General features: G+C 73.7%; 16 protein-coding genes and 1 pseudogene. 10 read left to right on the top strand and 7 right to left on the bottom strand.

All coding sequences use genetic code 11. The features are described 5' to 3' along the window. Positions 1–10: 10 nt before the first annotated feature. Positions 11–1,195 (bottom strand): S41 family peptidase, encoded by a 1,185-nt coding sequence (locus SLAV_RS23055; RefSeq protein ID WP_030240468.1) that lies wholly within the window; start codon positions 1,193–1,195, stop codon positions 11–13. Between the two features lie 133 nt (positions 1,196–1,328). Between SLAV_RS23055 and SLAV_RS23050 the strand changes: the two are divergent. After that, positions 1,329–2,549, top strand: a pseudogene (locus tag SLAV_RS23050) (RNA-guided endonuclease InsQ/TnpB family protein); the annotation flags it as partial. Between the two features lie 17 nt (positions 2,550–2,566). On the opposite strand, the gene ftsX reads toward SLAV_RS23050, so the two are convergent. After that, positions 2,567–3,529, bottom strand: a complete 963-nt coding sequence (gene ftsX, locus SLAV_RS23045; protein WP_030240471.1) for a permease-like cell division protein FtsX — start codon at positions 3,527–3,529, stop codon at positions 2,567–2,569. Positions 3,530–3,545: 16 nt separating this feature from the next. Beyond that, positions 3,546–4,235, bottom strand: coding sequence for a cell division ATP-binding protein FtsE (ftsE, locus tag SLAV_RS23040; protein ID WP_030240478.1), 690 nt, complete (start codon positions 4,233–4,235; stop codon positions 3,546–3,548). A gap of 222 nt (positions 4,236–4,457) precedes the next feature. Between ftsE and SLAV_RS23035 the strand changes: the two genes are divergently transcribed. Next, positions 4,458–4,646 (top strand): hypothetical protein, encoded by a 189-nt coding sequence (locus tag SLAV_RS23035; RefSeq protein ID WP_030240481.1) that lies wholly within the window; start codon positions 4,458–4,460, stop codon positions 4,644–4,646. Positions 4,647–4,737: 91 nt separating this feature from the next. Here the strand turns inward: SLAV_RS23035 and prfB are convergent, their stop codons facing one another. After that, positions 4,738–5,847, bottom strand: a complete 1,110-nt coding sequence (gene prfB, locus SLAV_RS23030; RefSeq protein ID WP_030240484.1) for a peptide chain release factor 2 — start codon at positions 5,845–5,847, stop codon at positions 4,738–4,740. 316 nt (positions 5,848–6,163) lie between these two features. Between prfB and SLAV_RS23025 the strand changes: the two genes are divergently transcribed. After that, on the top strand, positions 6,164–7,228 hold the full coding sequence (locus tag SLAV_RS23025; RefSeq protein WP_234333932.1) for an isopenicillin N synthase family dioxygenase: 1,065 nt from the start codon (positions 6,164–6,166) through the stop codon (positions 7,226–7,228). Positions 7,229–7,289: 61 nt separating this feature from the next. On the opposite strand, the gene SLAV_RS23020 is transcribed toward SLAV_RS23025, so the two are convergent. Continuing rightward, a complete protein-coding gene (locus SLAV_RS23020; RefSeq protein ID WP_030240489.1) occupies positions 7,290–8,543 on the bottom strand; it encodes a serine/threonine-protein kinase in 1,254 nt (417 codons plus the stop codon). 170 nt (positions 8,544–8,713) lie between these two features. Beyond that, complete coding sequence (locus tag SLAV_RS23015; protein WP_030240492.1) at positions 8,714–10,504, bottom strand: serine/threonine-protein kinase; 1,791 nt, start codon at positions 10,502–10,504, stop codon at positions 8,714–8,716. A 456-nt stretch (positions 10,505–10,960) separates the two neighbouring features. Here SLAV_RS23015 and SLAV_RS23010 point away from each other — a divergent pair, with 456 nt between their 5' ends. The 5 genes from SLAV_RS23010 (at position 10,961) to SLAV_RS22990 (ending at position 20,241) form a co-directional block, all read left to right on the top strand. Continuing rightward, positions 10,961–14,008, top strand: a complete 3,048-nt coding sequence (locus tag SLAV_RS23010; RefSeq protein ID WP_030240495.1) for an FtsK/SpoIIIE domain-containing protein — start codon at positions 10,961–10,963, stop codon at positions 14,006–14,008. Positions 14,009–14,137: 129 nt separating this feature from the next. Further along, the gene (locus SLAV_RS23005) at positions 14,138–15,499 is read left to right on the top strand and encodes an ABC transporter substrate-binding protein (protein WP_051841489.1); all 1,362 of its coding nucleotides are present in this window, start codon (positions 14,138–14,140) and stop codon (positions 15,497–15,499) included. 235 nt (positions 15,500–15,734) lie between these two features. Then, positions 15,735–17,000, top strand: a complete 1,266-nt coding sequence (locus SLAV_RS23000; protein WP_037689035.1) for a carbohydrate ABC transporter permease — start codon at positions 15,735–15,737, stop codon at positions 16,998–17,000. Next, complete coding sequence (locus SLAV_RS22995) at positions 16,997–17,854, top strand: carbohydrate ABC transporter permease (RefSeq protein ID WP_030240502.1); 858 nt, start codon at positions 16,997–16,999, stop codon at positions 17,852–17,854. The genes SLAV_RS23000 and SLAV_RS22995 overlap by 4 nt, the downstream gene beginning before the upstream one ends. 98 nt (positions 17,855–17,952) lie before the next feature. Beyond that, positions 17,953–20,241, top strand: a complete 2,289-nt coding sequence (locus SLAV_RS22990) for a bifunctional glycosyltransferase/CDP-glycerol:glycerophosphate glycerophosphotransferase (protein ID WP_051841490.1) — start codon at positions 17,953–17,955, stop codon at positions 20,239–20,241. Between the two features lie 9 nt (positions 20,242–20,250). Here SLAV_RS22990 and SLAV_RS22985 read toward each other — a convergent pair whose 3' ends face one another. Then, positions 20,251–20,865, bottom strand: coding sequence for a TetR/AcrR family transcriptional regulator (locus SLAV_RS22985; RefSeq protein WP_030240508.1), 615 nt, complete (start codon positions 20,863–20,865; stop codon positions 20,251–20,253). A 159-nt stretch (positions 20,866–21,024) separates the two neighbouring features. On the opposite strand from SLAV_RS22985, the gene SLAV_RS22980 reads away from it, so the two are divergent. Both SLAV_RS22980 and SLAV_RS22975 read left to right on the top strand, forming a co-directional pair. Next, on the top strand, positions 21,025–21,918 hold the full coding sequence (locus SLAV_RS22980; protein WP_051841491.1) for an ABC transporter permease: 894 nt from the start codon (positions 21,025–21,027) through the stop codon (positions 21,916–21,918). Next, complete coding sequence (locus SLAV_RS22975; protein WP_234333933.1) at positions 21,911–22,723, top strand: ABC transporter ATP-binding protein; 813 nt, start codon at positions 21,911–21,913, stop codon at positions 22,721–22,723. The genes SLAV_RS22980 and SLAV_RS22975 overlap by 8 nt, the downstream gene beginning before the upstream one ends. Positions 22,724–22,745: the final 22 nt, after the last annotated feature.

Genomic DNA, 22,745 nt, shown 5'->3' with positions numbered 1-22,745 from the left:
CATTTTCGCACTACGGACCCACCCCGGTGCCACCCAATACCGTGCGCGCCCGCTCCTCCGCGCCGTCCCCCGCCGCCGTCAGGTCCGGGGTGATGCCCCCGCCGTCGAGGCTGCGGCCCGCCGGGGTGCGGTACGTGCCCACCGTCAGCTCCGCCACCGAGCCGTCCGGGAGCTCGGTGGGCATCTGCACCGAGCCCTTGCCGAAGGTGCGCGAGCCTACGGTGACGGCCCGGCCCCGGTCCTGGAGGGCGCCCGTGACCAGCTCGGCCGCGCTCATCGTGCCGCCGTCGACCAGGGCCACCAGGGGGCGGTCCGTGTCCCCGCCCGGGGCGGCGTACAGGGCGCGCTCGGAGCCCCGTACGTCGTACGTCGCGACGAGCCCGCCGTCCAGGAACGCGGAGGCCGCCGTCACCGCCTCCGCGACCAGGCCCCCCGGGTTGCCGCGCAGGTCCAGCATCACCCCGCCGCCGGGCGGGGCCGCGCGGACGGCGTCGCGCACCCGCTCCCCCGACCCCCGGGTGAAGGAGGCCACCTTGATCACGGTGATGCCGTCCGGGAGCCTGCGCACGGTGACGGGCTCGGCGCGCAGCCGCTCCCGCCGCAGGGTCTCGGTGAGACCGGCGCCGTCCCGGCTGAGGCCGAGCACCGCCGGGGTGCCGGCCTCACCGCGCAGCAGCGCCACCACGTCGGCCACGGGAAGCCCGGTCACGCCGTGGCCGTCCACGCTCAGCAGCCGGTCCCCGGCGCGCAGTCCGGCGCGGGCGGCGGGGCTGTCGGGCTGGACCCGTTCGACCTCGATGACGCCGTCGTGGCGGCGTCCGGTCCACAGGCCCACCCCGGTCCAGCGGCCGTCGAGGTCCTCGGCGAAGGCCGCGTACTCGCCCTGGTCGTAGACGGTGCCCCAGCGGTCTCCGCTGCGGCTGACCACCTCCTGGGCGGCCTTCTTGCCGGACTTGCCCTCGGCGACGGCCTCGGCGGCGGCGCGGGCGACGGCCTCCCGGTCCGCGGTCCCGCTCTGGCGCGGGGAGGGTAAGGGGGTCCCGGTGAGGGTGAGCGGCCGGGCGTCCTCCGTCTCCTCGGGCACCCAGGAACCGGTGCCCGCCCCGGCACCCACGGAGGCGAGGAAGAGCAACGTCAGAACGGCCCCGCGACGCAGGTCGCGGGGCCGGAGACAGAGAGCGGGCAGACCCGGCATGGCGCCGAGTCTAGGACAAGCCCCGCCGTGGTACGGCTGGTTGACGAACAGCGCACAGTGCAGTCGGTCACTCGTTCGGGTGGAGTGTCGAGGTTCCCGGGCTGCAAGCAGGACACCGCTCTAGGTTTGCGCCATGACCACGGCGACGGGGATTCGCGAGACGGGGCACGCCCGGTTCACCTTCCGGCTGCGCGTCTCGTCCACCGCGCTGTCGGCTCTGCTCGATGAAGCGGACCGCTGCCGCTGGGTGTGGAACCAGTGCGTCGCCACATCCCGTGCGGCGCACCGATCCGGAGAGAAATGCGGGCCTGCCGGACTCGACAGGATGCTGACCGGCTGGCGCGCCGGGCATGAGTGGCTGGGCGCAGGTGGGAGTGTGCCTCAGCAGCAGGCTGTCCGGGATTTCGCCGCTTCCAGGGCCAAAGCGTTGAAGGACATCAAGGCGCGGTTGCCACTGCGGCGACGGGCGGGCATGCCCAGGCTCAAAAAGAAGGACCGGACGGACCCGTCGCTCAACTACACCCGACGCGGCTTCCGTTTGAAGGACGGACGGTTGTACCTGGCGGGCGGCATCGCTTTGACGGTGGTGTGGTCGCGAAGACTGCCGTCTGATCCCTCCAGCGTGCGCGTCTACCGGGACAGCCTCGGGCACTGGTACGCCTCCTTCGTCGTCCGCGCCGAAACGCTGCCGCTCGCCGGAACCGGCGAGGCGATCGGTATCGACTGGGGCGTGCGGGACCTCGCCACGACAACGAGCGACGCCCACGACCTCCCCCACCCCGGACACGGGAAGAAAGCAGCCGACCGGTTGGCGCGCTATCAGCGGATGATGGCCCGCCGTATGCCCGGGCGCGGGCAGGCGGCCTCGAAGGGCTACCGAACAGCGAAGCGGCAAGCGGCGAAGGCTCACAAGAAGGCCGTCCGTCAGCGCCAGGACACTGCCCGTAAATGGGCCAAGCAGGTAGTGAGGGACTTCGACCGGCTCGCGGTGGAGAATTTCCGGCTCAAGTTCCTCGCGAAGTCCACCATGGCGCGCAAGGCGGCCGACGCGGCGATCGCGTCCGCCAAGAGCGAGCTGATCAACATGGCGCGCAAGCACGGCCGGATCGTCCACCTCGTGGACCCGGCGCACACCACCATGGACTGCGGACGGTGCGGAGCGAGAACCAAGCACGCCCTGCCGCTGTCGGAACGTACCTACACGTGCACCGCGTGCGGAGCCGTCTCCCCCAGGGACAAGAACTCCGCACGCGTGATGCTCGTCCGGGCAGGTCTCGACCCGGCCGGCGCCGTCGCGGAAGACTGGGCGGACCGCCGGTCCGCCCAGCAGCGTGAGCCGGGAATCCCCCTCCTGGGTGGAGGGGGAGGGCGTCAAACCTTCAGATACTTGCGCAGCGCCACGAACGCCGCCAGGGAGGGCATCAGGAGGCCGATCACCAGGACCAGGGGGAGCTTGGTGAGGACGGCGTCCCAGCCGATGAAGTTGATCAGCTGGAGCTTGTCGCGGAGCGCGATGCCGTGGTCGATGACGAAGTACTGGCCCGCGCCGAGCATGCCGCAGGCGAGGCCCGCGCCGATGAGGCCGGCCACGGCCGCCTCCATGATGAACGGCACCTGGATGTAGAAGCCGGAGGCGCCCACCAGCCGCATGATGCCGGTCTCCCGCCGACGGCTGAACGCCGAGACGCGCACCGTGTTGACGATCAGCAGCAGGGCCACGATCAGCATGATCAGCATGATGCCGAGCGCCGCCCAGTTGAGGGTGCCGAGCAGGGCGAAGAGGTTGTCGAGCTCGCTGCTCTGGTCGGCGACCGACTGGACCCCGTCGCGGCCCGCGAAGGCGGAGGTGATGACCGCGTACTTCTCCGGGTTGCGCAGCTTGACCCGGAAGGAGTCCGGCATCTGGTCCGGGGTGACCACCGAGGCGAGCGCCGTGTGCCCGAAGCGCTCCTTGTAGTGCTTGTAGGCCTCGTCCGAGGACTCGTACATGACGGTCTGGACGAGCGCCATCTTCTTGAGCTCGGTCTCGATGCCCTGCTTCTGCTCCGGGGTCACCGCCCCCTTCGAGCAGGGCTTGCCGCCGCCCGCGGCGGGTGCTCCGGCGGTGGCCGGGGCGCCCGCCGCGTCGATGGCGTCGTTCTTGGTGCAGAGGTAGACGGTGACGTTGACCTTGTCGTACCAGAACCCCTTCATCGCGCTGACCTGGTCGCGCATGAGGAGGGAGCCCCCGAAGAGGGCCAGCGACAGGGCCACGGAGATGATGACCGCGAAGGTCATGGTGAGATTGCGGCGGAGGCCGACGCCGATCTCCGACATGACGAACTGGGCGCGCATGGCGTCTGGGGACCTTTCAGTGCTGGTAGCCGTAGACGCCGCGCGACTGGTCGCGCACGAGTCGGCCCTGTTCGAGTTCGATGACGCGCTTGCGCATCTGGTCGACGATCTGCTGGTCGTGCGTCGCCATGATCACGGTGGTGCCGGTCCGGTTGATCCGGTCCAGCAGCTTCATGATCCCGACGGAGGTCTGCGGGTCGAGGTTGCCCGTCGGCTCGTCCGCGATCAGCAGGGCGGGCCGGTTGACGAAGGCGCGGGCGATGGCGACGCGCTGCTGCTCACCGCCGGAGAGCTCGCCCGGCATCCGCCCTTCCTTGCCGCCGAGGCCGACCAGCTCCAGCACCTGCGGGACGGCCTTGCGGATCTCGCCGCGCGGTTTGCCGATCACCTCCTGCGCGAAGGCGACGTTCTCGGCCACCGTCTTGTTGGGCAGGAGACGGAAGTCCTGGAAGACGGTCCCCAGCTGGCGCCGCATGTGCGGGACCTTCCAGTTGGAGAGCTTCGCGAGGTCCTTGCCCAGGACGTGCACCTGACCGTGGCTCGCCCGTTCCTCGCGCAGGACCAGCCGCAGGAACGTGGACTTGCCGGAGCCGGAGGAGCCGACCAGGAAGACGAACTCGCCCTTGGCGATGTCCAGGGAGACGTCTCTGAGTGCGGGACGGTTCTGCTTCGGGTAGGACTTGGAGACGTTGTCGAATCGGATCACGGGTGCACCACGGTCGCCGGGAGTAGGTGTGCGTGACCATACGCGACCGGGCGCGAGGTGGGGACCCGGCATCCGCACTTGCCCGATATATCCCGGCTCTCGGCGGTGCGGTTTCGCGATTGCCCGGACGGGCCGCGCCGAATGTCGGCGGAGCTGGCACAGTGGTAGGGGGAACGGACTCGGTCCCCACGCCGTTAACGAAGGGGACGAGAGGAGGAGCGCATGACATATGACCGGCTCGTGTGCGCGAACTGCGCGGCACCCGTCAGCCAGGGCCGATGCCCTGTGTGCCGGGCGAACCGGGAGCGCCTCCAGCAGGAGGGCCCCTTCGCCGGGCTGAATCCGGTGACGCTCATCGCGCTTCTGGTGGCGCTGGTGGCGGCACTGGCGTTGGTGGCTCGGACCGCGTAGCCGACGCCGCGTCCCGATCACACGTAAGGACGAAGGGCCCGGACACCTGATGGTGTCCGGGCCCTTCTCCGTTCACTGCGCGCGTGAGGCGTTACGCGCTCTGCTCCTGCTGCTTGCGCCAGCGGATGCCGGCCTCCAGGAAGCCGTCGATCTCGCCGTCGAGGACCGCCTGCGGGTTGCCGACCTCGAACTCCGTGCGCAGGTCCTTGACCATCTGGTACGGGTGCAGGACGTAGGAGCGCATCTGGTTGCCCCAGGAGCTGCCGCCGTCCTTGAGGGCGTCCATCTTGGCCTGCTCCTCCTGACGGCGGCGCTCCAGGAGCTTGGCCTGGAGCACGTTCATCGCGCTGGCCTTGTTCTGGATCTGCGAACGCTCGTTCTGGCAGGAGACGACGATGCCGGTCGGCAGGTGCGTGATGCGCACGGCCGAGTCGGTCGTGTTGACGCCCTGGCCGCCGGGGCCGGAGGCGCGGTACACGTCCACGCGCAGCTCTGTCTCGTCGATCTCGACGTGGTCGCTGGTCTCGACGACCGGGAGGACCTCGACGCCGGCGAAGGAGGTCTGGCGGCGGCCCTGGTTGTCGAAGGGCGAGATGCGCACGAGGCGGTGCGTGCCCTGCTCGACGGAGAGGGTGCCGTAGGCGTACGGGGCCTTGACGACGAAGGTGGTCGACTTGATGCCGGCCTCTTCCGCGTACGAGGTCTCGTAGATCTCGGTGGAGTAGCCGTGCCGCTCGGCCCAGCGCAGGTACATGCGCTGGAGGCGCTCGGCGAAGTCGGAGGCGTCGACGCCGCCGGCCTCGGCACGGATGTTGACCAGCGCCTCGCGCTCGGCGTACTCGCCGGAGAGCAGGGTGCGGACCTCCATCTCGTCCAGCGCCTTGCGGACGGAGACCAGCTCGGCCTCGGCCTCGGCGAGGGTGTCCGCGTCGTCCATCTCCTGGGCGAGCTCGAAGAGCACCGCGAGGTCGTCGATGCGGTTGCGCAGGGACTCGGTCTTGCGGACCTCTGCCTGGAGGTGCGAAAGCTTGCTCGTGATCTTCTGGGCGGCTTCCGGGTCGTCCCACAGGGACGGCGCGGCGGCCTGCTCCTCAAGCACGGCGATATCTGCCCTCAGCTTGTCGAGGTCCAGGACGGCCTCGATCGACCCCATGGTCGAGGAGAGGGACTTCAGCTCTTCGGAAACATCGACGACTGCCACGGGTCCAGCGTAGCCGGTCCCCGGGCGGCACTCTCCGGCCAGGCCGGATCAACCCGTACGGAGAGGGGTACGTACGGGCGTACCCTCACCGTATGACCGTTCTACTCGTGAAGCGCCGCCATGTGGACCACATGCGTGTCACCACCACGAGCTGTCTGCCGCCGGACCTCGCACGAGCCTGATCCACCCCGATCCGACTTCGGTCCTGCTACGCGGCCCCGCCGCCCCGGCGCCATCCCTGCCGGCGGCACGCTCCCACCCGCTGCCCCGCCATCTTTGGGGCACAGGACCCCGTGACATCCGAAACGGAGCCGTCATGCCGTCCGCGCACCCCTCCTCCTCTTCTTCTTCCACGCTCTCCGCCTCCCCGTCGCCCTCGCCGTCTTCGTCGTCGTCGCTCGCCGTCATCGACCTCTCCCGGGCGGACGACCCGGCCGAGCGGGCCGACTTCCTCAAGCAGCTGCACGCGGCCGCCCGGGACACCGGCTTCCTGTACCTGACCGGGCACGGCATAGGCGCGTCCGAAACCGCCCGGATCCTGGAGCTGACCAGGGCGTTCTTCGCCCTGCCGGAGGCGGACCGGCTCGCCGTGAGCAATCTGAACTCCCCGCACTTCCGGGGCTACACCCGGATCGGGCACGAGCTGACGGGCGGCTCCTCGGACTGGCGCGACCAGCTCGACGTCGGCGCCGAGCGGCCGGCCCCGGTGCTGGGGCCGGACGACCCGGCGTACCTGTGGCTGGAGGGCCCCAACCAGTGGCCGGCGGCGCTGCCGGAGCTGCGGGAGGTGGTCCTGGACTGGCAGACGCGGCTGGCGGCGGTGGCGCACCGGCTGCTCCGGGAGCTGCTCGTCTCGATCGGCGCCCCCGCGGACTTCTTCGACGCGGCCTTCGCGGACCGCCCCCACCTGCACACGAAGCTGATCCGCTACCCCGGGTCCGCGCCGTCGGGCGCCGACCAGGGGGTGGGCGCGCACAAGGACTACGGGTTCCTGACGCTGCTCCTGCAGGACTCGGTGGGCGGGCTCCAGGTGGTCCGGGACGGCGCGTACGTCGACATCCCGCCACTGCCGGGCGCCTTCGTGGTGAACCTGGGCGAACTGCTGGAGATCGCCACCGAGGGGTACCTGCGGGCCACCGACCACCGGGTGGTCAGCCCGCCGGGCGCGGTGGAGCGGTTCTCGGTGCCGTTCTTCTACAACCCCCGGCTGGACGCGGTCGTGGAGACCGTCCCCGGGGACTACCTGCGCGCGGCGCCGGGCATCGCCCAGGACGACTCGAACCCGCTGCACGCGGAGTACGGCCGCAACGAGCTCAAGGGCTGGGTCCGTGCGCACCCGGAGGTGGCCCGGCGCTGGCACCCGGAGCTCGCCACCGCGTGAGCCGTACGACGGCCGGGCCCCGCGAAGGGCCCGGCCGCGGCCTGCCGGGGGCCTGGCGGGGCTAGCGGGGGCCCGGGGCGGAGTGCTTGCCGTCCTGCTTCGGCGGGGCGGGGTCCTCGCCGCCCGACACCGCGAGCCAGCTCCCCACCCCGACCGCGGCGGCCAGCGCCAGCGCCGACGCCGAGAGCACCAGGCGCCGCTTGCGGGCGGCCTCGGCCCGGTGCCGGGCCGAGCCCGGACGGTGGCCGCCCGCCGGACGCGGGACGCGGGCGGTGCCCAGGGCGCCGCCGGCCAGCTCGTCGGGGGCGGGCACGCGCATGGAGGTGTGGGTGTCGCGGTTGGAGTCCGTCGCGGACCCGGGCACCAGCGGGACCACGCCCCGGCGCCGTACGGGGTCGGCCGCCGGTTCCTCCGCGGGCTCCGGTTCCGTCTCCGCGTCGTCCGGCTCGTCCACGTCCAGCGGCGGCATCCCGGCCAGCAGCGGCAGCAGCTCCCGCAGCCGGACGGACAGCTCCGAGGCCCGCAGCCGGGAGGCGGGGGCCTTGGCCAGGCACTGGACCATGAGCTGCCACAGCTCGTCGGGGATCCCCGGCAGCGGCACCACGGTCTCGGTCACGTGCCGGCGCAGCACCGCGCCCGGGTGGCCCCCGCCGAAGGGCGTGAACCCGGCGAGCAGCTCGTACAGCACGGTGGCCAGGGCGTATATGTCGACGGCCGCCCGCGGGGGCAGGCCTTCCACTATCTCCGGCGCGAGGTAGTCCGGCGTCCCGATGATCCGGGTGGTCGGCGCGGTGGCCCGGCCCCCGGCGGCCCGCCGGGGGGAGTCGATGAGCTTGGCCACGCCGAAGTCGGTGAGCAGGGCGGGGTGCGCGCCGCCCGGCCCGAGGGGGCCCTGCATGTCGAGGAGGACGTTCTCCGGCTTGACGTCCCGGTGGACGACCCCGGCCGCGTGGGCGGCGGCGAGGGCGTCGGCGACGTCGGCGACGATGGCCACGGCCGCCTCGGGTGCGAGCCGCCGCTCGCGGTCGAGCCGCGTGCGCAGGTCCGTCCCGCGGACGAGGTCCATGACGAGGGCGAGGTCGTTGCCGTCGACGACGAGGTCGCGGACGGACACGACGTGGGGGTGCTCCAGCCCGAGCAGCGCGCTGCGCTCCTGGACGAAGCGTCCGACCAGTTCCTGGTCGGAGGCGAGGTCCTCGCGCAGCAGTTTGACGGCGACGGGCCCGTCGGGCCCCTCGCCGAGCCACACCGTGCCCGCGCTGCCCCGCCCCAGGATCTGGTGCGCGGTGTACCGGCTGCCGATCTTCCGTGCCACGACTGCTCCCTCAGCGGCTGGAGTACGCGACAAAGCTACGCGGCCGAATGGGGGTTGGGCGCTCCGGATCGCGGCGACCTTCACTTCTGCGGGCGAAATCACGTCCTGGATGTCGACAAATCCATGAAGTCGGCGCTACGGGAGCCCTCCGGAGGGTTGCCAGGGGGGTGTCAGGGAGTGCCACCGCCGCCGCTGGCCGAGTCCCCGATGGAGGTGACGAAGTCGACGGCGTCGTTGCCCCAGCTCCACACCTGGTCCCACCAGTTCTTGCCGGTGCCGACCCATTCCTGGAGCGGGGTGAGCTCCCAGACCAGCCAGCCGCCGATGAACAGCAGCAGGATCATGACCAGGCAGCCCTTGAGGCAGCCGAGGCCGGGGATCCGGATCGGGTTGGCGCTGCGACGGCGGGGCTCACGCGGTTCACGGGGCTCGCGCGGGGGCCGCTGCTGTTGGGGGGCCTGCGGGCGGGCCTGCGCCTGGGGGCGCTGCTGCTGCTGCGGAGGCGGCTGCGGCGGCTGGTACTGGGGCTGCTGCGGCTGTTGGTACTGCTGCGGCTGGTACTGCTGCTGGGGCTGCTGGTACTGCGGCTGCTGATACTGCTGCGGCTGCTGGTACTGCTGCGGCGAAGGGGCCGGGCGGTACTGGGGCGGCTGCTGCGGGTACTGCTGCTGCTGCGGCCGGGGCTGGTGCTGCGGAGGCGGCGGGGCCTGCCGCTGGGGGCGGCGGCGCAGCGGGTCCTCGCTCGGGTCGAGGTAGTGCATCTGCGTCTGCTCGTTGCGGTCCCGGGCGGCCCGCATCTGCGACTCCCACGGGTGCGGGGAGTCGGGCCGCTGCACGGGGGGCATCACGGAGGTCGGGTCCGGGGCGCCGCCGGGCGCGCCCGGGGCTGCGGTGCTGGGCAGCACGGTGGTGGCGTCGGCACCGCCGATCGGCGGCAGCACGCTGGTCATGGCGTTCGGGTCGTACGCGCCCGGCTGCGCGGCGCCGGCCCCTGCAGGCAGCGCCTGCGTCGGGTCGGCGGCGCCGGGCACGGTGGGGACGGGCGCGGGCGAGGGGTCGGGCACGAGCAGGGCGCCGACGCCGAGCGCGGCCTCGACCTCGTCGGGCGAGGAGTGCACGCGGATGCCGGAGGCGACCACGCGCAGGCCGCGGGCCAGGTTCTCGGCGCTGGGGCGCTCGTCGGGCTCCTTGCGCAGGCAGCGCTCGATGACGATCCACAGCGGCTCGGGCACCGTCGGGGGCCGCTGGGGCTCCTCGCTGAGGTGGCGGTGGAGCACTTCGAGCGCGGTGCCGCCGGCGAAGGGCGGGCGGCCGGTGACGAGCTCGTAGAGGAGGATGCCGGCGCCGTAGATGTCGACGGCGGAGGTCTGCGGGCGGCCCTCGGCGGACTCGGGCGCCACGTAGGCGGGGGTGCCGACGAACTCGTGGGTGCGGGTCAGGCCCGGGGAGTCGGCCAGGCGCGCGATGCCGAAGTCGGTGAGCATCGGCTTCATCTGGCCGCCGCGCTCGTCGAGCAGCACGTTGGCGGGCTTCAGGTCGCGGTGGACGACGCCGTCGGCGTGGCTGGCGGCGAGCGCGTCGGCGATCTGCGCGGTCAGCAGGCAGGCGGCGACCGGGCTGAAGGGGCCGTTCTCGCGGATGTACCTGTGCAGGTCCGGGCCGTCGATCAGGTCCATGACCAGGGCCAGCAGGTCCCCCTCGACGACGAGGTCGCGGGTGCGGACGATGTTGGGGTGGGTCAGGCGCAGCAGGACGGAACGCTCGCGCAGGAAGCGCATGACGATGTCCGCGTCCTGGGCCAGCTCCTCCTTGAGGACCTTGATGGCCACGGTCTCACCGGGCTGCCCGGCGACGGCCGCTTCCGCGCCGGCGGTCTCCCGCTGGCGGGCCCGCCAGACGGTGCCCGTCGCGCCGCGTCCGAGCGGCTCTTCGAGCAGGTACTTGCTGCCGACTGGCCGCACGTCTCGCGCTCCCCTGCTGTCGTGTGGTCGGGTCTTTCCCGGAGTGTTCCGGCTGATTCCGCTGTGTGGGTTTCCGGCCCAACTCTAGGGGGTGTCCCCGGGGAAGACGCTGGCCGACGGAGGTTGGTTGCCGCACATATGTGCGAAGGGTGAGTTTTGCGGGGTATGCCGGAGGCGATTTTGCGCAGCTCCCTGTCCGTATTCGTACGGCGGGCCGGGCACCCCGTGACCGATCAAGATCAATTGTGGGCGGGTGCCGGGCGTGTCGAACGCGACAGGTGCGAGGATGCACCCGTACGGAACGGCCGGGACGGGAGCCCTGCCTTCCGGCAGACCTGACCGGACGACGCGTCCGTGCCGGGCGGGGGGGGTGATCGGGCAGGCATGCCCCGCCGTTCCCCTGCCGGGCGCACGCACCGCGCACTGCGCTCCGCGCAGAAGGGACCGCTGACGGCGATGCAGATCCGGTTGACCGTCCTTGGGCCGCGCAGCGGCCACCAGGCCGCCACCGCGGCGGCCGGCTGTGACGTCCTCGTCACCGCGCCCGTCGGCACCGTGCTGGCCGCGGTCGCCTCCGGGCTCGCGGCGACCGTGGGCGGTCCCGACACCGGCGGCACGGTGGTGCTGTACGCCGGAGCGCGCCGGCTCGACCTCCAGCGGGCCGTGCTCGGCGAGCCGCCGCTGGTCGACGGGGCGGTGCTGACGCTGCACACCCCCGCGCCCGAGGGAGACGCGCCGGCCGACGACGGACACCCCGCCCCGCAGCTGCACGTGGTGGCCGGTCCCGACGCGGGCGGGGTCCACCTGCTGCACCCCGGGGCGGTCCGGATCGGGCGCTCGGCGGACGCGGACGTACCGCTGGACGACCCGGACGTGTCGCGGCTGCACTGCGCGGTGACCGTGCGGGCGGACGGCCGGGTGACCGTGGCCGACCTCGGCTCGACGAACGGCACCACCCTCGACGGCGCCCCGGTGGGCGCGGGGACGGTACCGCTGCCGCCGGGCGCGCTGCTGCGGGTCGGCGAGTCCACGCTCCGGCTGGCCTCCGGCTCCGGGGACGCCCGCTCCGGGGACGCCCGGCCGCTGACGGTGGTCCCGGACCTGGAGGGCCACCTCTCCCTCCCCGCTCCGGCCCCCTCCGGCGCTACGGAGCCCACCGCGGCGGCTCCCTCCGCGGCCGGCCCCGACCCCGCCCTGGGCCTGCGCCCCGGCACCCCCCGCCCCGGCACCCCCGGCGCGGCGCACCCCGCCACCGCCCACCCGGCGTCACCGGACGCCCCCGGCACCGGCACCGGCACCGGCACCGGCACGGAACCCGGCCGGCACTCCGGCGCCCCCCTCCCCGCAGCCCCCGGCTCCGAGGAGCGGCCCGGGACGCCCGGCGCGGCCAAGCGCCGGGGGCTCGGCGCCTGGGCGCGCAGGTGGGTGCGCGGGGAGGAGCCCGAGGAGGCGGCGGAGGCGGAGCCGGACGCGCCGGCCAGGGCCGCGGCACCGGACGCCGACGACCCGGCGGCGCTGCTGCTGGCCGCGCTCGGGCCGACGCGGCGGCTGTGGTCGCGCGGGACCGGGAACCCCCGGTTCCTGGAGGCGGGGCTCGGCGCGGGCAGCCGGGTCTCGCTGCGCGAGTGCGGCTCGCTCGGGATCGCGGGCCCGCGGGACCGGCTGACCGGTGTGGCCCGGTCCGTGATCGCCCAGCTGGCCGGGCTGCACGCGCCCGCGCGGCTGGAGGTCGTGCTGCTGGCGTCGGACCGCGCGTACCCCGTCCAGGAGCGGCGGCGCGACTGGGGCTGGCTGGGCTGGCTGCCCCACGTACGGCCCGCGCACGGCCAGGACTGCCGGCTGCTGCTCGCGTACGACCGGGACCAGGCGGCCGCGCGGACCGGGGAGCTGACCCGGCGCCTGGACGACAGCGCGCTCGGCGCCAACTGGGCCGCCGCCGACGCGGAGGCGCTGCGCCGGGCCGCGTACGCCTACGAGGGGCCCCGCACGCTGGTGGTCGTGGACGGCGATCCGGGCGCGGGCCACCTGCGCGAGGTGACGGGCCGGCTGGCCTCGCACGGGCCGGCGGCGGGCATCCACGTCCTGGTCCTGGCGCAGGCCCCGGCGGCGACGCCCGCCTCCCCCGTGGCCGCGACGTACGAGGCGGCCTGCGCGAGCTCCCCGGCGTTCCGGGACTGCGGCCGGGCCGCCCTGCTGAGCGGCGACGTGGCCACGGCGGTGCGCAGCTTCCCGGTCGCGGACGGCCGGCCGACCGGCTCCGGGCAGACGGCGGTCGCGGACGGAGTCTCCCTCGCCTGGGCGGAGCGGTTCGCCCGGGCCCTGGCACCGCTGCGCGCGGACGCGGCGCCCGCGGAGGGCGCCGGGTACCGTCCGGCCGCCGCGAGCCTCCCGGCGGCCGCGCGCCTCCTCGACGAGCTCGGCCTGGCCCGGGCCACCCCGGCCTCCCTGATGGCCCGCTGGGCGGCCGCCACCGACCAGGGGCAGGGCGTCGGCGGCCGGGCGGAGATCGTCCTCGGCGCGGGCCGGCGCGGCCCGGTCGGCGCCGAACTGGTCCAGGACGGCCCGCACCTGCTGGTGGAGGGGCCCGCCGGGAGCGGCCGGACGGAGCTGCTGCGTTCGCTGGCGGCGTCCCTGTCGGCGGCGGCCCGCCCCGACCGGCTGGGGCTGGTCCTGCTGGACGGCGCCGGCGGGGAGCGCGGCGACGGCCTCGCGCCCTGCACGGAACTCCCGCACGTGTCGGCCCACCTGGTGGCCTCGGACCCGCTGCGGATGCGGGAGTTCGCGCAGGCCCTCGGCGCCGAGCTGAAGCGCCGCCACGAGCTGCTGGACGGGACGGCGTTCGCGCAGTGGCACGCGGGCCGGGAGGCGACGGGCCGGATGGTCGCGCCCCGCCAGCCCACGCCGGGCGAGCTGCGCGGTGACCTCGATCCGCAGCGCAGCGGCACCCTGCGGCTGCGGGCCTCCGCCCCGCGCACCGAGCCCGCGGCGGGGCCGAGTCCGCTGCCGCGGCTGGTGGTGCTGGTGGACGACTTCGACGCGCTGGTGGCGCCCGCGCTGGGCAGCACGGGCCGGCCGGCCGCCGGTTCGGTGGTGCGGGCGCTGGAGGCGGTGGCCCGGGAGGGCACCCGGCTCGGGGTGCACCTCATAGCCGCGAGCGCCCGCCCGGACCGTACGGCCGACACCGAGCTGGCCCGGCGCTCGACGCTGCGGGTCGAGCTGGACGCCCCGGACCAGCCGGGTCCGGGCCGCGGTGTGCTGCGGTACGCGGACGGGCGCGAGGTGCCGTTCCAGGCGGGCCGGGTCACCGGCCGGATCCCGCGGACGGCGACGCTGCGGCCGACGGTGGTGCCGGTGGAGTGGGACCGGATGGGTGATCCGCCGGCCCGCCGCCCGGTGCGCGAGCTGGGCAACGGCCCGACGGACCTGGCGCTGCTGGCGAGCGCCCTGGACCGGGCCTCCCACCTGGTGTCGGCGACCCCGGTGCTGTTCCCGCCCGCCCCCTGACGTCGCCCTCCCGCGCCGCGGTGTCCCCGTGACGGGCCCGCGGCGGCCCCGTCACGCGGTATTGCGGGGTCGCGCGGGTCGGCGTAGACCTTGTGGTCCGGGACACACACGGGCATCGGGGGCACAGCCATGCGCGAGCACGGAACGAGCCGGACGACGATCGGGTGGGCGGCCCTGGCGGCCGCGGGGGCGCTCGCGCTCTCGGCGTGCGGGGGCGGTCCGCAGCCGGGGCCGGAAGATCCGGGGCCGGCCGGCACGGCGGCGCCGCGGGTGCAGTTACCGAAGCTGGACGGCGAGAAGCTGGAGGTCGCCGCGGTCTGGACGGGGCCCGAACAGGCGAACTTCACCAAGGTGCTGAAGGAGTTCGAGAAGCGGACGGGCGCGAAGGTCACCTTCGTACCGGCCCAGGACCCCATCGTCACCTTCCTCGGCACCAAGATCGCGGGTGGTCAGCCGCCGGACGTGGCGCTGCTCCCGCAGGTCGGGGCGCTGGTGTCGGCGGTCCACAACAAGTGGGCGCAGCCGGTGGGCCCGGAGGCCGCGGCCCAGCTGGACGCGAACTACTCGCCGGGCTGGAAGAAGCTGGGCGCGGTCGACGGCACCCAGTACGGGGTGTACTACAAGGCGGCCAACAAGTCGCTGGTCTGGTACAACGCGAAGGCCTTCGAGGCGGCGGGCGTCGCGCCCCCCAAGACCTGGAAGGAGCTGATCGCGGCGGCGGACACGCTGTCCGCCTCCGGCACCCCGGCGGTCTCGGTGGCGGGCGCGGACGGCTGGACCCTGACGGACTGGTTCGAGAACGTCTACCTGTCGCAGGCCGGTCCGGAGAAGTACGACAAGCTGGCGCGGCACGAGCTGAAGTGGACGGACGACAGCGTCAAGGATGCGCTGACCACGCTCGGGCAGCTGTTCGGCCGCAAGGACTTCCTGGCGGGCGGTACGAGCGGGGCGCTGGCGACGGAGTTCCCGAAGTCGGTGACGCAGACCTTCACCGGGGGCGACCGGCCCGCGGCGGCGATGGTCTTCGAGGGCGACTTCGTGGCGGTGAACATCGCGCAGACCGGGGAGAAGGTGGGCGAGGGCGCCAAGGTGTTCCCGTTCCCGGCGGTGGGCGCGAAGGCGCCGGTGGTGTCGGGCGGTGACGTGGCGGTGGCGCTGAAGCCGTCGAAGGGCGCGCAGGCGCTGCTGACGTTCCTGGCCTCGGCGGACGCGGCGGAGATCCAGGCCCGCGAGGGTGGTTTCGTCTCCCCGAACAAGGCGGTGAACCCGGGCGCCTACCCGAATCCGATCCAGCGGGACATCGCGAAGGCGCTGGTCGCGGCCGGTGACGACTTCCGCTTCGACATGTCGGACCAGGCTCCGGCGGCGTTCGGCGGGACGCCGGGCGCCGGGGAGTGGAAGGCGCTCCAGGACTTCCTGGCGAACCCGTCGGACGTGGCGGGCACCCAGGCGAAACTGGAGGCGGACGCGGCCAAGGCCTACGGGAACTGATCCGGTGGCGGCCACGACCGGCAAGGAACCGGCCGGTGACCCGGACGACGCCGGGGCGGCGCGCCCGGCGGGCGGCCGGGCACCGGGCGGCGGAACGGCGGACAGCGGAACGGCGGGCGCCCGGACGCCGGGCAGACGGTCGGCGGACGGCCCGTCGACGGGCGTACGGTCGACGGGCGTACGGTCGACCGCCGGACGGTCGACCGCCGGACGGTCCGCCGCCGGGCGGCGGCGGCTGATCGCGGCGGCGTTCCTGCTGCCCGCGCTGGTGCTGCTCGGCGCGCTCGTCGTGCAGCCCATCGGGTACTCCCTCTACCGCAGCCTCTTCGACCGCTCCGGGGACGTGTTCGTCGGCACGGGCAACTACCGGGAGCTCCTGACCGACCCGACGATCCGCACGGCGCTGCGCAACACGGCGCTGTGGGTGGTGCTGGCGCCGGCGGTGGCCACCGCCCTCGGCCTGGTCTTCGCTGTGCTGACGGAACGGGTGCGCTGGGGGACGGCGTTCAAGCTGCTCGTCTTCATGCCGATGGCGATCTCGATGCTGGCGGCGGGCATCATCTTCCGGCTCGTCTACGACCACGACCCCCACCGGGGCGTGGCCAACGCGGTGTGGGTGGGGGTGCACGACACCTTCGCGCAGTCCTCGGCCTTCCCCAAGGCCCGGCCGGGCAGGGACTCCCCGCTGGAGCCCGCCGAGGGGGGCGCCTTCGTGACCCGGACGCCCGTACGGGCCGGGGTTCCGGTGCTGCTGCCGCTGGTCGGCGTGGCCCCGGAGGCCCTGCCCGCGGGGACCCGTACGGCCGCGGCGGCGCCCGCGGAGCCGGGGAAGGTCACCGGCACCGTCTGGCAGGACTTCACCCGGGGCGGGGGCGGCCGCACGAACGCGGTCGACCCGAGCGAGCAGGGCTTCTCCGGGATGCGCGTGGAGGCGGTGCGCGGCGGGCGGGTGGTGGCTTCGGCGACGGCCCGCGCGGACGGCACCTTCGTCCTGCCGGCGGCGGCGGACGGGGCGCTGCTGCGGCTGCCGGGCTCCAACTTCCGGGAGGCGTACGCGGGGGTGGAGTGGCTGGGGCCGGCGTTGGTGACCCCGGCGGTGATCGGGGCGTACGTGTGGATGTGGGCCGGGTTCGCGATGGTGCTGATCGGGGCCGGGCTGGCGGCCGTACCGCGGGAGCTGCTGGAGGCGGCGCGGGTGGACGGGGCGGGTGAGTGGCAGGTGTTCCGGCGGATCACCGTGCCGCTGCTGGCGCCGGTGCTGGCGGTGGTCCTGGTGACCCTCGTCATCAACGTGATGAAGATCTTCGACCTGGTCTTCGTGATCGCGCCGGGCGCGGTCCAGGACGACGCGAACGTGCTGGCGCTCCAGCTGTACCGGACCTCGTTCGGGACGGACGCCGACCAGGGGCTGGGCAGTGCCATCGCGGTGCTGCTGCTGATTCTGGTGGTGCCGGTGATGCTGCTGAACATCCGCAGGCTGCGGAAGGAGGGGTCCCGATGAGCACGCCCGCCGCCGTCGGCCGGCTCGCGGCCCGTGCCGCGTCCGGCGCCGTCCGCGTCTTCCTCGTCCTGGCCGCGCTCTTCTGGCTGCTGCCCACCCTCGGGCTGCTGATCTCCTCGTTCCTGTCCCCCACCGACCTGAACACGGGCGGCTGGTGGCAGGCGCTGACCGCGCCCTCGAAGCTGACGGTGACGAACTACGCCCGGCTGCTGGGCAACGACACGATCACCGGCTCGCTGCTGAACACGGTGGCGATCGCCGTTCCGGCGACCCTGCTCGTGCTCGTGCTGGGCTCGCTCGCCGGATACGCCTTCGCCTGGCTGGAGTTCCCGGGCCGCGACTGGCTCTTCCTGGTCGTGGTGGGGCTGCTGGTGGTCCCCGTCCAGGTGGCGCTGATCCCGGTGTCGAAACTCTTCGGCGCCATCGGCCTGTTCGAGACGACGGCGGGGGTGGTCCTCTTCCACACCGCCTTCGGACTGCCCTTCGCGGTGTTCCTGCTGCGCAACTTCTTCGCGGAGATCCCGCGCGAGCTGCTGGAGGCGGCGCGCCTGGACGGGGCGGGCGAACTGCGGCTGTTCGCCCGGGTGGTGCTCCCGCTGGGGGCTCCGGCGATCGCCTCGCTCGGCATCTTCCAGTTCCTGTGGGTGTGGAACGACATGCTGGTGGCGCTGGTGTTCGCCGACTCGGCGCACCCGCCGGTCACGGTGGCGCTCCAGCAGCAGGTGCGCCAGTTCGGGAACAACATCGACGTGCTGGCGCCCGGGGCCTTTCTGTCGATGGTGGTACCGCTCGTCGTGTTCTTCGCGTTCCAGCGGCAGTTCGTGACGGGGGTGATGGCCGGAGCCGTCAAGTAGCTCCGTGATCACGGCGTTGACGTGCGGCGTTGACGCCGGGTAACCCGATTGGCGCACACTGCGTAACCCGAACGCCGCGCCCGCGGTTCCCGGGGGACATGCCCGCGCCGACCCCTGGATGTGCCGTGCCCCGGTTCAGCGTCATCGTGCCCGCGTACAAGGTTCAGGCGTACCTCCAGGAGTGCCTGGACTCGGTCCTGTCCCAGTCGTACCCGGATCTGGAGCTGATCGCGGTCGACGACGCCTCGCCGGACGCCTGCGGCCCGATCATCGACGAGTACGCGGCCCGCGACCCCCGGGTCACGGCCGTGCACCTGGCGCAGAACCTCGGCCTGGGCCCGGCCCGCAACGCGGGTCTGGCCCGCGCGGGCGGCGACTACGTGCTCTTCCTCGACGGCGACGACACCCTGGCCCCCGGCGCCCTCCAGGCCATCACGGACCGGCTCAAGGCCACGGGCTCCCCCGACGTCCTCGTCTACGACTACGCGCGCTCCATCTGGACCGGCGAACTGGTCCGCAACCGGCTCGCGCACCGGCTGCGCGAGGAGGGCCCGGCCAGCTTCCGCCTCGCCGACCGCCCCGCGCTCCTCGGCATGCTGATGGTGGTGTGGAACAAGGCGTACCGCCGCGAGTACGTGGAGCGCGAGGGCCTCTCCTTCCCGCCCGGCTTCTACGAGGACACGCCCTGGACCTATCCGGCGCTGCTGGCCGCCGAGTCCGTGGCCGTCCTGGACCGGGTCTGCGTGCACTACCGCCAGCGCCGCACCGGCTCGATCCTGACCACCTCCACCCGCCGCCACCTGGACGTCTTCGACCAGTACGAGCGGGTCTTCGGTTACCTCGCCACCCGCCCGGAGCTGGAGCGCTGGCGGCCGGCCGTGCACCGGCGGATGGCCGAGCACTTCTGCGTCCTGTACGCCCACCGGGGCCGCATCCCGCCCGGCGCCCGCCCGGAGTTCTTCGCGCGGGCCTCGGCCCTGCTGCGCCGCCACCGGGCCCCCGGCGCGGGCTCCGGCTCCCTGCCGCTGTCCCTGTCCCGCACGGACCGGCTGCGGCACTCCCTGATGCGGCTGGGCCTGCGGCGCGTCTACCGGCTGCTGTCCGTGGTGCGCTCGGCGTCCCTGGCGGCGGGCCGGGCAGGGAGCGCGCTGGGGCGGGGGCTGCGCGAGTCCCTGCTGCGCCTGCACTACCGGGTCCAGCGCCTGCTGCCGCTGCGCCCGGAACTGGCGGTGTTCTCCGCGTACTGGCACGGCGGCTACGCCTGCAACCCGGCGGCCATCGAGGCGAAGCTGCGGGAGCTGGCCCCGCGGATGCGCACGGCGTGGATCTGCGACCCCCGGCACGCCGCGACGCTCCCGGCCGGGACCACCCCGCTGCGCCCGGGCTCGGCCGCGTACTGGACGGCCCTGGCCCGCGCGACGTACCTCACCACGAACGTCAACTTCGACCGCGCCCTGCAGAAGCGCCCGGGGCAGATCCTGGTGCAGACCCAGCACGGCACCCCGCTCAAGCGGGTCGGCCTCGACCTCCAGGACCGTCCGGCGGCCACCCCGACCCCGGATTTCGCCGGTCTGCTGCGCGGCGCCGACCAGTGGGACTACCTGCTCTCCTCCAACCGGCACTCCACCCTTGTGTGGGAGCGGGCGGTGCCGTCCTCGTACACCACCCTCGAATACGGCTATCCGCGCAACGACGCCTTCCACCGGGCCACCCAGTCCGACGTGCTGGAGCTGCGCGAACGCCTGGGCGTCCCGCCGGGTTCCACGGCGATCCTCTACGCCCCGACCCACCGCGACTACCGGCGCAGCCGGCCCGAGCACCTGGACTTCGAGCGGGTCCTGCGGGACCTGGGCCCGCGCTTCACGCTGCTGGCCCGCACGCACCTGACGTACGCGGGCACGGACCGGCCGTGGGACCCGCACCCCCGGCTGATCGACGTCTCGGCCCACCCGTCGGTGGAGGAGCTCTGCCTGGCCTCGGACGCGCTGGTCACGGACTACTCGTCCCTGATGTTCGACTACGCGGCGCTGGACCGGCCGATCGTGATCCACGCGGACGACTGGGAGGCGTACGAGGCCGCCCGCGGCACCTACTTCGACCTGCGGGCGTGCCCGCCGGGGGCGGTCGCTCGCACCGAGGACGAGCTCGTGGACATCTTCGCCACCGGCCACTGGCAGGGCTCGCGCTCGGCGCAGCTGCGCTCCGCCTTCCGGTCGCGGTTCTGTTCCTTCGACGACGGGCACGCGGCGGAACGGGTGGTCCGCCGGGTCTTCCTGGGCCAGTCGGCGCCGCTCCCGGCGATCACCCCGCTGGAGGACCGCCGTCCCGCCCCGCCGGCGCCCTCGCAGGCCCCGGAGCCGGCGTCGGCGCACCGCTACGCGTTCTGACGCGCCCGGCTAGCCGGCCCGCAGCCCCGCCACGACGGCGCGCGCCAGTTCGTCGAGGTAGCCGGCCGGCACGGCGTCCCGTACGACGACCTGCCGCCAGTACAGCGGCCCGATGGCCAGGTCGAGCGCCCGCTCGGGGCAGGCCGTCGCGGGCAGTTCGCCCCGCTCGACGGCCTCCGCGACGATCCCCTCGGCGAGCCTGCGCTGGCCGTCGAGGAGGGCTCCGCGCACCGCGTCCGCGATCTCCGGGTTCCGGGCGGCCTCCACGAGCAGGTCGGGGATGACGGCCGAGGCCACGGGGTGGCGCAGCACGTGGGACATGACCTCCAGGAGGGCCCGGAGGTCCCCGTAGAGGGAGCCGGTGGCCGGCACGGGCAGGCCGTCGGCGGCGAAAACGCCGACGAGGTCGAGCACCAGGTGGAGCTTGGACTTCCAGCGCCGGTAGACGGCGGTCTTGCCGACCCCGGCGCGCCGGGCGATGCCCTCGATGGACATCCGGGCGAAGCCGACCGCCGCGAGTTCCTCGACGACCGCCGCCCGGATCGCCTCGGTCACGTCCTCGCGCAGGACGGCGGCCCCGGCGGGGGCGCGGCGGGCGGGGGCGGGGGCGGGCTCGGTGGTCATGCACAGAGCATAGCTGCGCGCACGTCACGACGATACGGTTGCGTTCCGACGTGCGGAGCCCTACGCTCCACGTAGCGACGATACGGACCCGTCCCGTCCCCAGCCTCCGCCCGGAGGCACCCGCCAGCGACGCCCCGACCCCGTCGAAAGCGACTCCCCGTGACCGTGACCACCGTTACCGCACCGCAGAGCCCCGCAGAGCTGGCGGCAGCCCACGGCCTGACCGTCAGCGGCGCCCGCCCCTCCCTGCCCCGCTACCTGGCCGAGCTCTGGGGCCGCCGCCACTTCGTGACCGCGTACGCCGGCGCCCGCATGCAGGCCACGTACAGCACGGCCAGGCTCGGCCAGGTCTGGCACCTGATGACCCCGCTGCTCAACGCGTCCGTCTACTACTTCATCTTCGGCGTCGTCATGAACGCCAGCCACCACGTGCCGGACTACGTGCCGTTCCTGATCACCGGCGTCTTCGTCTGGGACTTCATCGGCAGCTCCGTCAACGCCGGCACCCGCGCCGTCCACGGCAACCTGGGCCTGGTCCGCGCCCTGCACTTCCCCCGCGCCAGCCTGCCCATCTCCTCCGTCGTACAGCTCTTCCAGCAGCTGCTCGTCACCATGGGCGCCCTGGTCGTCCTGCTCCTGGCCTTCGGCCAGACCCCCGGTCCCGCCTGGCTGCTCGCCCTCCCGGCGCTCTTCCTGATGGCCGTCTTCTGCGCGGGCTGCGCCCTGGTCATGGCCCGCGTCGGCAGCAAGAACCCGGACGTCAGCCAGCTGATGCCCTTCGTCCTGCGCACCTGGATGTACTCCTCCGGCGTGATGTGGTCCATCGACTCCGTCCTGCGGACGGACCACCTGCCGCACTGGGTCACCCTGCTGCTCAAGACCAACCCGGCGGCCGTCTACATCGACCTCATGCGCTTCGCGCTGATCGACAGCTTCAAGGCCGCCTCGCTCCCCCACCACGTCTGGCCGATCGCCATCGGCTGGGCCCTGCTCGCCGGCGTCGGCGGGTTCGTCTACTTCTGGAAGGCAGAGGAGGAGTACGGCCGTGGCTGACACCCTGACCCGCAGCACGACGTCCACCGACCGCACGGCGGCGGACACCCGCGTCCCGACCGTGATCGCCGACGAGGTCCACGTCGTCTACAAGGTGCACGGCGCCACCCGCAAGGGCGGCGCCACCGCCGCCCTCAGCCGGATCTTCTCCCGCAGGCCGGCCCCCGGCATCCGTGAGGTGCACGCCGTCAAGGGCGTCAGCTTCACCGCCTACAAGGGCGAGGCGATTGGCCTCATCGGCTCCAACGGCTCCGGCAAGTCCACCCTCCTCAAGGCCATCGCCGGACTCCAGCCCGTGGCCTCGGGGGCCGTCTACTCGCACGGCCAGCCCTCGCTCCTGGGCGTGAACGCGGCCCTGATGAACGACCTCACCGGCGAGCGCAACGTGGTCCTCGGCGGACTCGCGATGGGCATGACCCGCCGCCAGATCCGCGAGCGCTACCAGGACATCGTCGACTTCTCCGGCATCAACGAGAAGGGCGACTTCATCTCCCTGCCCATGCGCACCTACTCCTCCGGCATGGGCGCCCGGCTGCGGTTCTCCATCGCCGCCGCCAAGGACCACGACGTCCTGATGATCGACGAGGCCCTGGCCACCGGCGACGCCGCCTTCCAGCGCCGCAGCCAGGCCCGCATCGAGGAACTGCGGGCCAGCGCGGGCACCGTCTTCCTCGTCAGCCACGGCATCGGAACGGTCCGCGAGACCTGCGACCGCGCGATCTGGCTGGAATCGGGCGTCCTGCGCATGGACGGCCCCTCCGGCGAGGTCTGCGACGCCTACGAGGCCTTCACCTCGGGCGGCTGACCCGACCGCCCCCCGGCCCCCG

The sequence above is a fragment of the Streptomyces lavendulae subsp. lavendulae genome, assembly GCF_002803845.1.
In the GTDB taxonomy this organism is placed as follows: Bacteria; Actinomycetota; Actinomycetes; order Streptomycetales; family Streptomycetaceae; genus Streptomyces; species Streptomyces lavendulae.
Note: the sequence above shows the minus strand (reverse complement) of the source record. Positions and strands in the feature narration are given on the sequence as shown.